The organism is Xanthomonas sp. NCPPB 1062, assembly GCF_041481705.2.
In the GTDB taxonomy this organism is placed as follows: Bacteria; Pseudomonadota; Gammaproteobacteria; order Xanthomonadales; family Xanthomonadaceae; genus Xanthomonas; species Xanthomonas euvesicatoria.
In genome coordinates, this window is sequence record NZ_CM192987.1 from 2,395,650 (window position 1) to 2,410,648 (window position 14,999).

A 14,999-nucleotide genomic window follows, 5' to 3' on the forward strand; every position below is an offset into this window, starting at 1 on the left:
GCCTGCGATGCGCGAACGCAGGCCGCGGTTGCATCGGCGATGGATCTACGCGCGCTGCCGGCAGCGGCGTACATCGGCATCGCCTGGCACCCATGGCGCATCGCCACAGGTGTGAGGTTGCGCGCCAGCCATCCGGGCCGGCGCAGTTGCAACGCGTGCTGCAGCCGCGTCGATGGCGTGCATGGTGCCAGCCGTCAGCGCGCGAAACCAGGGGTTTTCGGGCGTTTTCGCCAGTCCATGGACATCGCATCGATATACTTTCGTATCGTCTGCGCGGGGCCGGTACGCAAGATGCCGTGTCAGCCAAGCGCTTGGCAGTTCCGCCATTGGCACGCGGCCGTCAACGAAAAGGCCCCGGACATGCCGGGGCCTTCTTTTAACTGTCACGCAGCAGTATGCGTGACATCGTCACGTGCATCGCCTGCAGCACTTCTGCATCGGCTGCGATCAGAACTGCCAGCGCAGACCGATGTTGGCGTTGATGCTGTTGGTGTCCGAACGAGCGCGCTCGGCACCCACGTTGCCGTAGATGGAGAACGCATCGTTGAGCTGGTAACGCAGGCCAACCGAGGCGCGCAGCGACTGCTTGGACACCGGCTCGCCGGCGACAGTGAAACGCGCTTCCGGCAGGCCGGTGAACCACGCAGAGAAGTCGGCATTCGGGTTGCCCAGCAGCGAGCGATACGCCACCAGACCATCGAAGCTCCAGTTGCCGCGCGCCAGATGGCCACGTACACCCACCTCGCCGTACCCTGCGCGCAGGGTATCGCTGTTCGCGCTCAGGCCCAGGCCCGTCACCGAGGCTTCGCTGAAGGCATCCTGGGTCTGGCTCACCGCACCGGCGGCCACGAACGGCGACAACCCGGCATGCGGCATGAGGCCGATTTCCGCGCGCGCCGACCAGTTGGTGTCGTGGCGACGGTCCTGCAAGCGCTCGCCGATGCTGCCGGCCTGCACGTTGCGTTCGGTCTGGACGTTGCTCATGCCGTACGAACCGATCGCCGACAGATACGCCTGGCCGATCGGCTGGTACAGGTACGCGGTCATCGCATACCGGTCCGAGCGCAGACGGCTCGAAGACGCGGCGATGTGCGCACGGTCCTGACCGGAGGTCACGGCCGCACCGACGATGGTGCCGCCGCTGCCCATCGGCAGATCCACGCCGAAGGTGGTGGCCTGCTGGGTGTAATCGGCCGAAGCGAAACCGCTACGGCCCAGATTGCCGTCCAGGTAGCTGCCCTGCATCCAGGTGGTCAACGTGGTGGTGTCGGCCAGGTAGGGCAGGCGGTCGGCGGCCACACGTGCGTCGTTGAGCGCGGACTGGAAGCCCAGCATGCGCTCGATGCCGTGTACCTGGCCGGTCAGGGTCGGCAGCGACGCGGCAACCTGCGCATCGGATGCTGCAATCAGCGAACCGGTGGCGCTGATCAGGCCACCCAGGTTGTCGGTGTCGCCCGAGGCGACCCGGGTATCGAGCACCTTGACCAGCGCGTCGGCCTGGTTGGCACCGTTGACCACCGACTGCGGTGCACCGGCCGCCTGTGCGCTGGCCGCGGAGGCATTGCGGGTCAGGGTTGCGGTGACGGTGGTCGGGTCGTAGGACAGTGCCGCGGTCCAGAAGAAATTGTTGGCGTACTGCACGCGGTCGAACGTGCCTTGCAGGACGCCGGCCTTGACGATCTTCTCGGTGCTGCCGACGGTGTAACCGGCCGCTTCCGGTAGCAACAGCAGATTGCCCTTCAAGCTGGCCCGGCCGGTGACGGTGAGGCCCCTGCCCAACTCGAGCGCGGTGGTGCCGGTGTTGTTGACCAGGCTGTAGTTGCCGTTGATCACACCGCCGCGCGATTCGAACGTGGCCGAGTTCAACACGATCACATCCGAACGCAGGCTGCCGGACAGTGTGAGCACGCCGTCGCTAATGCTGGTGCCGCCGGTATAGCTGTTATTGCCGCTCAGGGTGAGCTTGCCGGCCCCGTTCTTGGTCAGGCTGCCCGCGCCGGAGATGTCGTTGCTGAAGGTGCTGTCGTAGCCAGCGGTCACATTGGCCGCCCAGTTGCTTGCGAACTGGCCCGGGCCCTTGATCGCCTTGGCCGCATTGACCAGGCCCCAGCCGTACAGCGCGTCCACGCCCGGGTCGCCCAGGTCGGTGGCGGTGGTCAGCAGGGTTTGCTGCAGGTTGGAAGCGCTCATCCACGGATACACGCCCAGCACCTGCGCGGCGACACCGCTGACGGCGGCGGTGGAGAACGAGGTGCCGGCAATCTGGCCCTGCAATTCGGTGCCGGCCAGGGCCGGGGCGGTGTAGCTGCCCGGCGCGACCAGGCACCACTGCGCGGCGGCGCCGCAGTGATTGGAATAGCTGGTCAAGCCAGCGGCATTGCCGGCGCTATCGATGTTGATCGCACCGACGGCCAGCCAGTTGTTGCGCACACTGGCTTCCTGCACCGGCGTTGCCGCCGGGTAGGAAGCTTCTGCCGCGCCTTCATTGCCGGTGGATGCCACGATCAGCGCATCGGCCTGCACCAACGGGGTCAGTGCGTATTTCCAGGCCAGCGCAGCGTTGGCACTGGAGGCGGCATCGGGGTAGGAGGCACCGATGGAGAGATTGGCGATCCGCACGCCAGCCGCGGCCAGGTCCACCGCCGCACGACGGGTCTGCTGCGTGCCGCAGGAATTTTCGGCGCAGATGCGCGCATAGAACAGGTCTGCATCCGGCGCGACACCACCGGCGAAGCCGTCCTGCGCGGAGCCCAGCACCAGCGCAGACACAATCGTTCCGTGGCCGCGCAAGGCATTGGCCGACGACTCGGGCGTGCCTGGGCTGGCGGTGTAATCGTTGAAGCTGTCGACCTTGCCGCTGATCGGTGCGTAGCTGGGCACCAGGTTGTCGTCCAGCACGGCCAGCTTCACGCCCTGGCCCCGCGCGCCCGCCTGCTGCGCCAGATCCGCGTTGGTCGGCACCAGCAGATTGCTGCCCACGCCCTGATAGCGTGGCGGGGCCGGCGTCGGCGCGGGCGTGGTCTTGGGCAGCGGGTCCGCTGCCGGCGGCGGGGTCGTCGGGGTCGGCGCGATCACCGTGGTTTGCGGTGCGTCGCTACGCACGTTGCCTCCACCACCACCGCCGCCACAGGCGGTCAGGACGAGGCAGGAGGCGATGGTGGTTGCCAGTAGCGAGCGATTCATTGGTTGGTCGGTTCCAGTTATTGAGTGCGCCGCTACTGCTGGTGATTCAATTTGGCGCAGAAGGACCCCGCGCCGGCGATCGCCAGCGAAGGCATTAATTTCACGCGTTATTCATTTCTCGACCGCTGCGCTTTTTCCCCACGAGTGCGCCCGCGGAGCATCTGAAAAATACGTTTGGTATTACTCAGTGCTTGCGAGATTGTTTAACGGCGCTATCTGAGATCTCTGAAATCTGAATGGACAGTTGCTATTCAGAGAGAAATCGCCCAAATAGGATCTGCCGATTTAATCCATAGCCAGAACGAATTAGAGGCGCATCAGCAGGTGAGCCTGCAGATTATTGTCGGAGCGTACTCAACAATAATACGTCACAAATCTCGCGGGGCGACAATCCTAAATGCGACTGCGGTCTTCGTGAATCAGGGAATCGCATCCGCCTTGTCGGTGAAATCACTACGCTGGGTAGCGAATTCAAGCGCGAGTTAGCGGATCTAACGGGCTCTAGCACAGGACGTTCGTGGCCGAACTGATACGGGCAAAATTATACTAATTTGCTCATTTCCTCTTGCCGATTAATTGAATATATTCTCGGGAATATAATAAATAAGGTCAGGCGCGAACCTCCATTGTGCGTAATCCTGCACTTCAGATGGGTCAAATTCACTAGTTCGGCACCTTGCTTAAAGATCGGGCAGCAATTTCGAATAAATCTCGCAGCCAGGTCGTTGATCTTTCAGACGGGGGCGCAGCTGAATGGCGCGTGTTTTTTTCCTGTGTGTGGATTTAAATTCCGACACGCGCAGCTGCATTCCCCGACGGCAGGCCGGGTCAAACGCCAGCGATGACGCTTACCGTCATGGGCGGGAAGCGCATCGCCTGCCGCTGCGCGGCTGCGTCCGGTGTCGCCGTTCGGCGCACGCTGGTGGCCAGGCTCTGCCAGGCTCCATCGCGGTTCCACATCACACAAGGCCGATCGCCGCGCAACACCACCTGTGCGGGCGACAGGTTTGTCGATGCTCGCTGCAGCGCAGACTGCGGTCGCGTAAACGGTTCAAGGTGTGCTGCTGCCGCGCTGACCGATCGTCGCTATGCTCGCTGGGGATGAGCACCACATCGCCCGAGGATCTGCTGACGATGGAAGGCACGCTGCATGGCATTGCCTATGCCGTGGTGGCCCGTCAGCTAGAGCGCCAGCGCGTGGTACTGGACACCTTGCAGGTAGGCGGGCAGTCGGTGCCGTTGACGGGCTCTCCCACCTTCGGTTCGCTGCAGGCTGCAGTGGACATCGGCAGCAAACTGGCCCGGCAATACATCGGCGAATTGCTGAAGAAGCAAACGCGCCCGCACTCGACCCCGCCCGGCAACGCACGGGGCTAGCGCGCAGACGCCAGCACACGGCGGCTACGTTGTCGCCCGGTGCGATGCAGCGATGCAGCGAGAAAGCATCGGCGGTCATCCACATCGTGCAATCGCCTTCACTCGGCCCTATTCTCTGCCCGGGCATCGGTGGCAACGCGTCGCTGGCATGCCGGACGGAGATGAGGCTGCGTGACAGAGGCAAGGAAAGACCCGGCATGCGCGGAGTAGGGCGCATGTTCTGGCTGATGCAGGCATTGGGCTGGTCGCTGTTCCTGGCGATTGCCTACGTGGCTCGGCCTAGCGAGGAAGCGGTGCCCGATGGGCTGCAGTTGGCCGCAGTGGCTGGCTTCAGCGTGGGCGGGTTGCTGGGCAGCCTGCTGCTGCGCCGGCTCTATCGAACACTGCAAGCCGATGGCTACGGCGAAGTGCGTTGGCTGGGCCTGTTGCTGGTCGCCAGCCTGCTGGCGGCGCTGGGCGTGGATGTGGCGGTCCACGGCTTACTGCTGGGCTTGCGCGGCTTCTCCCCGGGGTTGATGGCGCTGTCCGAGGCGCAGCCGATGATCGCGGGCACGGCCCTGCTATGGCCGGCCTACATTGCCTGGAGCCTGCTCTACCTGTCGATCAGCAGACAGACGCGGCTAGCCGAAGCGACTCGCCACCAGAACGATCTGCGGCTGGCGCTCAAGGAGGCGCAGTTGCAACGTCTGCTCGGCCATATCAGCCCGCATTTCACCTTCAACACGCTCAACAATATTCGAGCGCTCATCCTCATCGATCCAGAGCTGGCACGCGAACAGATCACCCGCTTCGCCAGCACGCTGCGCTACCAGTTCACCGGCGGCGAAGAAGCCCTGGTGACCGTGGACGAAGAAATGGCGGTCGTGCGCGACTATCTGGGCTTGGTCGGCATGCAACTCGGCAAGCGCCTGCGCTATGCCGAACACGTGGATGCAGCCGCATTGCTGCGACGGGTACCACGATTCTGCGTGCAGCTGCTGGTGGAAAACGCGATCAAGCACGGTCTGGGGCTCAGCAGCAGCGTCGGCGATCTGCAGGTAGGCATTGCCGTGCAGGATGATGCGCTGCATATCCATGTGCGTAACAGCGGGCAATTGCAAGCCGGCGGCAGCGGCGGCACGGGACTGGCGAACCTGCGGCAACGCCTGCAACTCTCGTTCGGATCACATGCCGGCCTGCAATTACATGAAGAAGGCACGTGTGTGGTGGCACATGTATGGATTGGAGAGGGCGCGTGATTGAAGCGGTGATCGTGGAAGATTCGGAGCTGGCCCGCTTCGAACTGGAGCATCAGCTCAAGGGTTACCCGCAGCTGCGTGTGCTGGGCCATGCCGATGATGTGGACAGTGCGGTGCAGTTGATCGAATCGGCTACGCCGGACGTGGTCTTTCTGGATATCGACCTTCCCGGCGGCAACGCGTTCGATGTGCTGGAGCGCCTGAGTCGGGTTCCGCGCATCATCTTCACCACCGCCTTCGACGCGCATGCGCTCAAGGCGTTCGGCTACAACACGGTGGACTACCTGCTCAAGCCAATCGAACCGCAGCGGCTTGCCCAGGCAATCGAGAAACTAGGCGACGCGGTTGCCGCCCCGCCGGTGCGGCGTGCGATGGACAGCGCCATCTTCATCAAGGACGGCGAGCGCTGCTTCCTGGTCAAGCCGCGCGATGTGCGGTTGATCGAGGCGGTCGGCAACTACAGCCGGGTGTACTTCCAGAACCACGCGCCACTGCTGTATCGGCCGCTCGGGGCGATTGAAACGCAGCTGGCGCCGGACAAATTCTTTCGCGCCAGCCGCAAGTACATCGTCAATCTGGACTTCGTGGAGCAGGTTGCACCGTGGAGCAACGGCGGCCTGATGCTGACCCTGCGCGGTGGGCTGGAAGTGGAAGTGTCCCGCCGCCAGAGCGCACGCTTCAGAGAGCTGCTTAGCCTTTAGCTTTCGGCGGTTTCTGGGTGGCTGGCAACGTGGGGGCAATTTGCCAGATCAGTGCCGATGGCGCACGCGAGCCACGGGGCATGCGTGTGGCATATGCCCACTCTGTGCACCGATTCCGCCGGAGGGCAGCCGCGCAGCCGCTTGTCAGTTGTCCCCGGTCGGTTCGCGAGTGCCGCTGCTGTCACCCATCAAGCGGTCGTGCATGGTCATGACTGCGTTGCCATTGCCGTCTTTGTTGAAGCTCAACGCATCCAGGCTCTCGTCCAGGTAGTAACGGCCGTCGGCATGCGGCAGCACGGCAACCGGGTCTTCTCCCTCGCGCTGCAGTTGCAGCGCGCCGTCCACTTCCGCAAGCACGCGTACATCATCTGCAGCAAAGCGATAACGGCCCAGCCATGCGCGGTCCTGGCTGCGCAGCGCGACCGTCGCCGCATAGGCATGCCCGGCGGCGATGGCGGCCAAACGCACGCTCAGGTTGGTCGGATCCAGGAACTCGGCATTGGTCAACACGGTCACGAAGACGTCCGGCTGCGTCACCCGCACCACATAGCTGTTGAAGCCGTTGATGAAGCCGCCATGCTCCACGTCGGCCATGCCGTTTACCTGGCCGATGATCCAGCCGAAGCCGTAGGGCGAGGCGCTGCCATCGGCCAACGTGGTCGTGCGCATCGCCTGCGCCAGCAGCGATGCCGACACCGGCAAGCCGTCGCGCAATGCGCGGTGCCAGATCGCCAGATCGTCCACCGTGCTGATCAGACCGCCCGCGCCTTGCGGCTGCGACATGCTGATGAAGTCGGCGTTCTGCAACTGGCCCTGCGCGCGGCGATAGCCATGCGCGCGTTTGGCGATCACGGTGAGATGGTCATCGTAGCGGGTATGCAGCATGCCCAGCGGCTGGAACAGCGACTGCTGCATATAGACCGGGTAGGGCTGAGCAGTGATACGTTCGATCAGATAGGTCAGCACGATGTAGTTGGAGTTGCTGTAGCGAAAGCGCGTGCCCGCAGCAAACTCCAGCGGCAGGTCCTTGAAATAGTTCATCAGGCTCCGCGCATCGGTGTCTTCCCGTCGCGCGGCGCGCGAGGCAGCGATGCTGCTGACATTCTTGATGCCGGAGGTATGCGTGAGCAGTTGCTGCACGGTGACCTTGGCGAGCGGGCCGCTCAGCGCCGGGTCCACTGACTCCAGGCAGGTATCCAGTTGCAGCTTGCCCGCCTGCACCAGTTGCAGTACCGCCATGGCGGTGAACTGCTTGCTGACCGAAGCCAGCCGCATTGCCGCGTCCGGTTGCATGGCCACGCCATTTCGATGTCCGCCATGCCGTAGGCCCGGCGCAGCAGCACCTGATCGCCACGCGTCACCAGCACCACGCCGCCCGGCTGGCTGTCCTTGAAAAACGCAGCGGCCTCGCGCGCCAATTCGGCCGTGGCTGACGCCGGCGGTGTGGTTCCCGTCGCGCGGGTCGTGCCGGCCATGCTCAGCGCGGTAGCCAGCAGCATCATCGCAATTGTCTTCATACACCTGCTCCTTCAGTGGATGGAGCGCAGCTTGGAAGCGGAGCCGTGCAGCGCCCAGCGATGCATGACGTGCGGTCGAGACAGGCATCGAACGGTCGACGGAGCGGATGAGCGTGAGCCGTAAGTGACGATCTGCGCTGCACGTGGCCCGGCATCGTGTGGGGTCAGGGCGTGGGCGCTATGGATGCGGTGGCACCTCCAGGCAGCCCGGCAGCAGGCTGCCCAGGGATCGAACGCGACAATAGATGCAGCCTGCGTGCGTTCGAAAGGCACCAGGCAGCGCCAGCTTCGGTTATCTGCACGGGCACGAATTGCGCCAATATCACGCTGCTCATCACATGCAAGCTGTCAGCATCGGGGGCACGTTTCGCCATTGCCCCAATGAGTCCGCTATGAATTCAACGACCGTTCCGGCCCGTCCATGGGCCGTCCACCCGTTCCACGCAGCCGTGCTCGGCGGTGTGTGGCCGCTGTTTCTCGGCGCCTTGCTCAGCGATTACGCCTACTGGAGCAGCTACCAGATCCAGTGGAGCAACTTCGCATCCTGGCTGCTGGTAGGCGCGATGGTGTTGACCACGATTGCGCTGGTGTGCGCCATCGTCGCGCTGGTGCGCGGAAGCCGTAACCTGATCTACATCATTGCGCTCATTGCTACGTGGATCGTGGGCTTTTTCGATGCCTTGCATCATGCCCGCGACGCATGGGCCGTCATGCCGGCAGCCCTGGCGCTGTCCGCGATTGCGACGTTGTTCGCATTGGTTGCGACCTGGGCAGGATTGTCCGGTCTGCGCGTAGGAGGTGCACGATGAAGCGTCAGACCACCAGTCTCATCACCGTCTCCATTCTTGCTGCAGCGCTGGCCGCATGCGGCAAGGCGCCGGAGGTCAGTCAGCGCGGCGCAACCCCGGAACTGCCGGAGCCGGATCGCGGCTTGCTGCCCGACATGAAGATTGCCGAGCCAACCGCCTGGAACGAGCGCAAGCCCACCGTGCCGGCAGGCTATCGCATCACCGCGATCGCCAAGGATCTTGGCATTCCGCGCCAGACACTGGTGCTGCCCAATGGCGACATCCTGGTGGCAGAAGGCCGTGGTGGCAGCGCGCCAAACCTCAAGCCAAAGGATGTCATTGCCGGCGCGATCAAGGCCAAGGGCACCTCCAAGGCCAAGAGCGGCAATCGCCTGACCTTGTTGCGCGATGCTGATGGCGATGGCACCTACGAACTGAAAACGGTGTTTGCCGACAAACTCAACGCGCCCTACGGGCTGGCGCTGATTGGCGAGGCGCTGTACGTAGCGAACCAGGATGCGTTGGTACGCTTCGAGTATCGGCAGGGCCAGACCCAGGCGAGCGGGGCGCCCACCAAGGTGACCGACCTGCCGTCGGCCATCAATCATCATTGGACCAAGGCGCTCACAGCCAGCGCGGATGGCCGCTATCTGTATGTGGCCATCGGCTCCAACAGCAACATCACCGAACGTGGCATGGCCGTCGAGCTCGACCGCGCGCAGATCTGGCAGGTGGATGCCGCAACCGGCGCGCACAAGCCGTACGCGACCGGTATCCGCAATCCCACGGCGCTGGCCATCCAGCCGGGTAGCGGTGCGTTGTGGGCAGTGGTCAACGAGCGCGATGAAATCGGCCCCAACCTGGTGCCGGACTACCTCACCTCGGTACGCGAAGGCGGTTTCTACGGTTGGCCCTACAGCTATTGGGGCAAGAACGTAGACGCGCGCGTCATGCCGCAAGATCCGCAGAAGGTGGCATCGGCGATCGTGCCGGACTATGCCCTGGGTTCGCATGTCGCCGCACTTGGCGTTGCGTTTTCTTCCAGCGCAATGGGCGCCAAGTTCGCCGATGGCGTCTTCGTCGGCGAGCACGGTAGCTGGAACCGAAATCCGCCGGTTGGCTACAAGGTCGTGTTCGTGCCGTTCCGCGACGGTCGCCCGGCAGGCGACCCGATCGACTTCGTGTCCGGCTTCCATGGCGAAGATGGCAAGACCCGCGGCCGGCCGGTGGGTGTCACGGTCGACCCGCGTGGTGCATTGATCGTTGCCGATGATCTGGCCAACATCGTCTGGCGCGTCACACCAGACGCCGCGGCCGCTGCGCCCCAGTAGGCAGGACCAGCCGCGCAGTGACGATCCCGGTGTTGCAGCTCCGGTATCGTCGCTGCAGTCGGCGATGCTGATTGCTGCTTCCAATGGGGCGCGATGTCGATTGCGTGCACTGTCATGCCATGAAGACTTCGCGCTCACTCAGGTGTCGATGCCCTGCAAGTGACGCATCCTGGAGAGCATCGTCGTTGACATCGTCGGCGCTTTGCTAGCATCACCACACCCCCGATGCAGAGCACATCCTCATGCTGCCGACCACATTCCCGACGCCGGACCTGTTCTTGCCAGGCCAGGGCGAACCGGCATTGCGCTGGGGCGTGCTGGGTCCCGGCAAGATCGCATCCGCATTCGTCGATGCCTTGCGTCGCAATACCCGCCAATGTCCATTCGCAGTGGCCTCGCGCAGCCGCGAACGTGCCCAGACGTTCGCCGATACCTGGGCGATGGAACACGCCTGTGACAGCTATGAGGCGCTCGTCCATCACCCGGACGTTGACATCGTCTACATTGCGACCCCGCACAGCGAACATCTGGAACATGGCCTGCTCGCACTTCGTGCGGGCAAGCATGTCCTGATCGAAAAGCCCATGACCACCTGCGCGCAGGACGCCCGCATCCTGGTGCAGGAAGCGCGTGCGCGCGGACTGTTCCTGATGGAGGCCATGTGGAGCCGTTATCTTCCACACACCTCGGTAGTGCGCAAGCTACTGGCAGATGGAGCGTTGGGCGATGTCCGCCACGTGTTCGCAGACCTGAGTCAAGCGGGGCCTCGCGATCCGTTGCATCGGCAACGCAATGCTTCACTCGGGGGAGGGGCGTTGCTCGACCTGGGCGTCTATACCGTGCAGTTCTCCTCGATGGTGTTGGGCGCGCCCAGCGCAATCACGGCCGTGGGCGCGCTCACCCAGACCGGCGTCGATGCCTATTCGACCGTGGTGCTGTCGCATGGCGGGCACGCGCAATCCACCCTGGTCAGTTCCATCGTGGCCCGTAGCAGCTCCACCGCCTATGTCACCGGTAGCGCCGGCCGCATCGATCTGGCAGGCGATTTCCATAACCCGACCACGCTGCGTCTGGTCGGCAACGGCGACGCCATTGAACCGTTGCTCTGGACCGACCCCACCGGTGTTGACGGCTATCGCGCACTCTCCTGGCAAGCCACTGCAGCTGCTCGCTACATCGGCCAGGGATTGATGGAATCGCCGCTGCATCCGCTCGACGAAGTCATTCAGATCATGACGACTTTGGACGTGGCGCGCTCGCAGCTAGGGATGGTGTAGGACCGCGCCACCCGGTACGACGCGCGGGCAGGGCGGACATCCATCCAGGAAGAATCTGCTCTTGGAGGACTGCAGGCAGAGGATCGCAGCACGTACCTCTGGTCAATGGCCGCGCATTCTCTGCACGCATGCATTGGCCATTTCAGCCAAGAACATTGTAGAACGGCCTGTGATTGTCCTGGTGGCGACGAGAAAGCGTCTGGCGCATGTCACGCATTTCAAGATCATGAAAAAGGCGCCCCCACTACAGCAGGGGCGCCAGTCCAGTTGCACGTTGCAGTGAGTCAATATTGCGGTGCAAGCAATCGAAACCGAACTTACTGCGGCAGATCGCACTTGAGTTTGCCGTCGACGTAATACGGCTTGGGAACATCCGGATTCTTGCTGGTCTTCTCGAACACCACTTCAAATGAGCCAAGATCCGGCGTGCCGTTGCGCGATGTGCAGGCTTCCTGCAATTTCTTCTTCACCGCCGCGATGCCTGCATCGCGATTGGCGCCTTCGGCGCTGTTGGTCAGGTTGGCAACTTCGGCGTAGGCCATCGAGCTTAGCCCCATCAGGCAACCAGCCAGGATCATCGTCTGTAGCTGCTTCATACAATCTCCTTTGTCGTGTCGCTCATGCGCTGCAGCTACCCTGCAGCGCCGACAGCATAGGCGGTTCGCGTTAAGCGCTCGTGGGCACTGGAATCTGGCCCTTTCGGGTCATCAGCATCAGCAACGGCAGGCAGTCATCGCGCAACCGCAAGCGTCGCCCATGCAACCACGGCATAGCGTGCGGTCTTGGCAACGACCAGCAGAGGCACCACCGCACGCAGCGGCTCGCGCATGAACCCGGCGGCGAGCGTGAACGGGTCGCCGATGACCGGCATCCAGCTCAGGAGCAGCGGCCATTTGCCATCTCCTAAGTTAGATGGGTCAAAGCCTCACGGCCGCTCTAGCTTCATGAGGAGCGCATTTGCCTTGGCCATGCGCGCTTGGACCGATGTCGAGGCGAGTGGGTCGAACCGCGCAACGACATTGCCGGAGCTGTCGCGTATCCAGATCGTTAATCCGACACCTAAACTCTTCGATAGCTCGCGCCAGGCGATAAGCTCCGCAAAGTCTTCGCCTGCCGAAGCGGTGGAGTACAACGACACAAATGGAGATTCGGCCAGAGCCCGATAAAGCATTGGTGCCTGTGACAGGGGCTGAGCTGGTTTGCGCCGGTAGACGCGACGCCCCCCCGATTTTGAGTAGCACCTCAGTTTGGAGTCCAATTCCCTAACTCGAGGAGATTGGACGTGAAGAAGCGTTTTTCTGAAGAACAGATCATCGGCTTCCTGCGCGAAGCTGATGCCGGTGTGGCGATCAAGGACCTGTGCCGGCGGCATGGCTTCAGCGAGGCTTCCTATTATCTGTGGCGCAGCAAGTTCGGCGGGATGAGCGTGCCCGATGCCAAGCGGCTCAAGGACCTTGAGTCCGAGAACGCGCGGCTGAAGAAGTTGCTGGCCGAGCAGCTGTTCGAGAACGACCTGATCAAGGATGCACTGCGAAAAAAGTGGTGAGCGCACCGGCGCGTCGCATGCTGGTGCGCGAGTGGATCGGGCGTGGTGCCAGCGAGCGTCGTGCGTTGGCAGTGATCGGCATGAGCGCCAGTGCGCTGCGATATTGCCCGCGCGAAGATCGCAACGTCGAACTGCGCGAACGCATCTGTGCGTTGGCGCATCGCCATCGCCGTTATGGTGTGGGGATGATCTATCTCAAATTACGACAGGAAGGACGCATCGTGAACTACAAGCGTGTGGAGCGGTTGTACCGCGAGCAGCAGCTGCAGGTCCGGCGCCGCAAGCGCAAAAAGGTGCTGATAGGAGAGCGTCAGCCGCTGCTGCGGCCATCGCAGGCCAATCAGGTGTGGTCGATGGATTTCGTGTTCGACCGCAGCGCCGAAGGCCGAGTGATCAAGTGTCTGGTGATCGTGGACGATGCAACCCACGAAGCGATCGCCATCGAGGTGGAGCGCGCAATCTCGGGCCATGGCGTGACACGCGTGCTGGATCGGCTGGCGCACAGTCGCGGCTTGCCACAGGTGATCCGCACAGATAACGGCAAGGAGTTTTGCGGCAAAGCGATGGTGGCCTGGGCACATGCGCGTGGCGTGCAGTTACGGCTGATCCAGCCTGGCAAGCCAAACCAGAACGCCTACGTCGAATCGTTCAATGGCCGGCTGCGCGACGAATGCCTCAACGAGCACTGGTTCCCAACCCTGCTGCATGCGCGTACCGAGATCGAACGCTGGCGACGCGAATACAACGAGGAGCGACCCAAGAAGGCCATTGGCGGCATGACGCCATCTGCGTATGCCCAACAGCTGGCCAACACCGATATCATCAACCCCGGACTCTAAACCCGGCCGCTACTCAGAGCGGGGGGACGTCGCTCGGAGGACGCAAGCGGGCCGCGATCGAGTGGAGCGGCCAAGCTGCGGTAGTCGGTCCATATCTCGCGGAAAGGGCCGCCGTCGGCGGTGATCTTCAAGGTGCTGTCGACGACGTGAGTTGCTTCGTGCAGCAGCAGATACTCCAGAGCAGGAACCGCACCTGCATCCAGTTGAATGCGATATCCCGACGCGTCTGTAGTGAAGAGGCGGGCATCCTTGCCGGTGAGAAAGTCGCTGAGCGAGGTGTCGAGGACATCTCCACGCAAGGTAATCTCGAAGAGCGGTTTGCCATCGGCGCCGTCGTACTCGCGTGTCAATGCCGTACCCGGGCTCCAGGGCGCATCAACGAAGCTCAGTCGCGCCAGACGCTGTTGCAGGATCTGACGGTGCAACGCAGGCAATGCGTCAATCGCGCGTTCGACCAAGGCCCACTCGCGGTCGCTTAGCTGATGCACCTGTGCGCGCTGATCGTTACCAGAGAAGGCGCTCAGGCTGTCTTCGTGTGCAGGCTGGACCCGCGCGCGCAAGGACGTGCTGGACAGATCGACGTCCGCCTTCGGTGGCGTACCCGAGACCGGCGCGGGTGCGCCAGCCCAACCGACATTCGCACACATCAATAAAGACGCCAACAGGCAACCTGCCAATGGGCCAGACGTGTATTTCGGCAAATCAGACATGAGAGGCACCCGACAGAGACGGTGTTGCATCCGTATGTAGCGGACAAGTGATGTAGTGCCCGTGGATCGTAGCCTAGGCGGCACGAGGTGGGGTCGTATGGCACCTATGCACGCATCCGATTGAAGCTATCTGCCCCGCAATAGTGCACTGATCATCTTGATGCCCAGTTCCATATCCGCTTGCCTGCATGCAGGCAAGCGGACATTGCGCAGCGTGATCAGCGTCTTCGCCGCCATGCCATGACGCATGCTCGCATCGTGCCGCCTGCTCGCACGGTCTAACCACGGCGCGTGCCACGCGTGTCCATCGCGAAAATATGCCAGCGATTCGCTGTGCGCAAGATCCGACTCCCATCGAAGGCTGCGCGGACTGCGATTACCTGAACGAATGCGTGGCCGTGGGGATTGCCTCGCCGCTTGACGCAATGGGCAGCGGCTAGCCAGCGATTGGATGCCGCACGGAAGAAGCCAGCGCATTCGAGTGCTCCGCCG

General features: G+C 63.0%; 12 protein-coding genes and 1 pseudogene. 7 read left to right on the plus strand and 6 right to left on the minus strand.

Annotated features, from left to right (window positions below):
- Positions 1 to 447: 447 nt before the first annotated feature.
- Complete coding sequence (locus tag ACCQ16_RS10495; RefSeq protein WP_372380334.1) at positions 448 to 3,183, minus strand: S8 family serine peptidase; 2,736 nt, start codon at positions 3,181 to 3,183, stop codon at positions 448 to 450.
- Positions 3,184 to 4,284: 1,101 nt separating this feature from the next.
- On the opposite strand from ACCQ16_RS10495, the gene ACCQ16_RS10500 reads away from it, so the two are divergent.
- The 3 genes from ACCQ16_RS10500 (at position 4,285) to ACCQ16_RS10510 (ending at position 6,499) form a co-directional block, all read left to right on the plus strand.
- Positions 4,285 to 4,560 (plus strand): hypothetical protein, encoded by a 276-nt coding sequence (locus ACCQ16_RS10500; protein ID WP_277573087.1) that lies wholly within the window; start codon positions 4,285 to 4,287, stop codon positions 4,558 to 4,560.
- Between the two features lie 215 nt (positions 4,561 to 4,775).
- A complete protein-coding gene (locus ACCQ16_RS10505; protein WP_029819420.1) occupies positions 4,776 to 5,798 on the plus strand; it encodes a sensor histidine kinase in 1,023 nt (340 codons plus the stop codon).
- The gene (locus tag ACCQ16_RS10510) at positions 5,795 to 6,499 is read left to right on the plus strand and encodes a LytR/AlgR family response regulator transcription factor (RefSeq protein ID WP_057681690.1); all 705 of its coding nucleotides are present in this window, start codon (positions 5,795 to 5,797) and stop codon (positions 6,497 to 6,499) included. The genes ACCQ16_RS10505 and ACCQ16_RS10510 overlap by 4 nt, the downstream gene beginning before the upstream one ends.
- Before the next feature lie 144 nt (positions 6,500 to 6,643).
- Here the strand turns inward: ACCQ16_RS10510 and ACCQ16_RS10515 are convergent, their stop codons facing one another.
- The gene (locus ACCQ16_RS10515) at positions 6,644 to 7,774 is read right to left on the minus strand and encodes a serine hydrolase domain-containing protein (protein WP_277573086.1); all 1,131 of its coding nucleotides are present in this window, start codon (positions 7,772 to 7,774) and stop codon (positions 6,644 to 6,646) included.
- Positions 7,663 to 8,016: a hypothetical protein gene (locus tag ACCQ16_RS10520; RefSeq protein WP_277573085.1), complete on the minus strand. Its 354-nt coding sequence runs from the start codon at positions 8,014 to 8,016 to the stop codon at positions 7,663 to 7,665. Before ACCQ16_RS10520 ends, ACCQ16_RS10515 begins: the two co-directional genes overlap by 112 nt.
- Before the next feature lie 392 nt (positions 8,017 to 8,408).
- Between ACCQ16_RS10520 and ACCQ16_RS10525 the strand changes: the two genes are divergently transcribed.
- The 3 genes from ACCQ16_RS10525 to ACCQ16_RS10535 all read left to right on the plus strand — a co-directional run bounded on the left by ACCQ16_RS10525 (position 8,409) and on the right by ACCQ16_RS10535 (position 11,412).
- Positions 8,409 to 8,825 carry a hypothetical protein gene (locus ACCQ16_RS10525; RefSeq protein WP_011347345.1) on the plus strand — a complete coding sequence of 139 codons (417 nt, stop codon included), beginning with the start codon at positions 8,409 to 8,411 and terminating at the stop codon, positions 8,823 to 8,825.
- Entirely contained in the window at positions 8,822 to 10,135 is a 1,314-nt protein-coding gene (locus ACCQ16_RS10530) for a PQQ-dependent sugar dehydrogenase (RefSeq protein ID WP_218560602.1), read from the plus strand. The genes ACCQ16_RS10525 and ACCQ16_RS10530 overlap by 4 nt, the downstream gene beginning before the upstream one ends.
- A gap of 242 nt (positions 10,136 to 10,377) precedes the next feature.
- Positions 10,378 to 11,412: a Gfo/Idh/MocA family protein gene (locus ACCQ16_RS10535; RefSeq protein WP_031422667.1), complete on the plus strand. Its 1,035-nt coding sequence runs from the start codon at positions 10,378 to 10,380 to the stop codon at positions 11,410 to 11,412.
- A 317-nt stretch (positions 11,413 to 11,729) separates the two neighbouring features.
- On the opposite strand, the gene ACCQ16_RS10540 is transcribed toward ACCQ16_RS10535, so the two are convergent.
- Positions 11,730 to 12,008 (minus strand): hypothetical protein, encoded by a 279-nt coding sequence (locus ACCQ16_RS10540; protein ID WP_029819423.1) that lies wholly within the window; start codon positions 12,006 to 12,008, stop codon positions 11,730 to 11,732.
- A gap of 134 nt (positions 12,009 to 12,142) precedes the next feature.
- Positions 12,143 to 12,310 (minus strand): annotated as a pseudogene (locus ACCQ16_RS10545) (DedA family protein); the annotation flags it as partial.
- 384 nt (positions 12,311 to 12,694) lie between these two features.
- Between ACCQ16_RS10545 and ACCQ16_RS10550 the strand changes: the two are divergent.
- Positions 12,695 to 13,797, plus strand: a protein-coding gene (locus ACCQ16_RS10550) for an IS3 family transposase (protein ID WP_094030629.1) whose coding sequence is annotated in 2 segments (ribosomal slippage) — positions 12,695 to 12,953 and positions 12,953 to 13,797 — 1,104 coding nt in all. Because the reading frame shifts where the segments join, the coding sequence is not laid out codon by codon here.
- On the opposite strand, the gene ACCQ16_RS10555 is transcribed toward ACCQ16_RS10550, so the two are convergent.
- Entirely contained in the window at positions 13,794 to 14,507 is a 714-nt protein-coding gene (locus ACCQ16_RS10555; RefSeq protein WP_372380335.1) for a hypothetical protein, read from the minus strand. The two genes, ACCQ16_RS10550 and ACCQ16_RS10555, sit on opposite strands and share 4 nt — an antisense overlap.
- Positions 14,508 to 14,999: the final 492 nt, after the last annotated feature.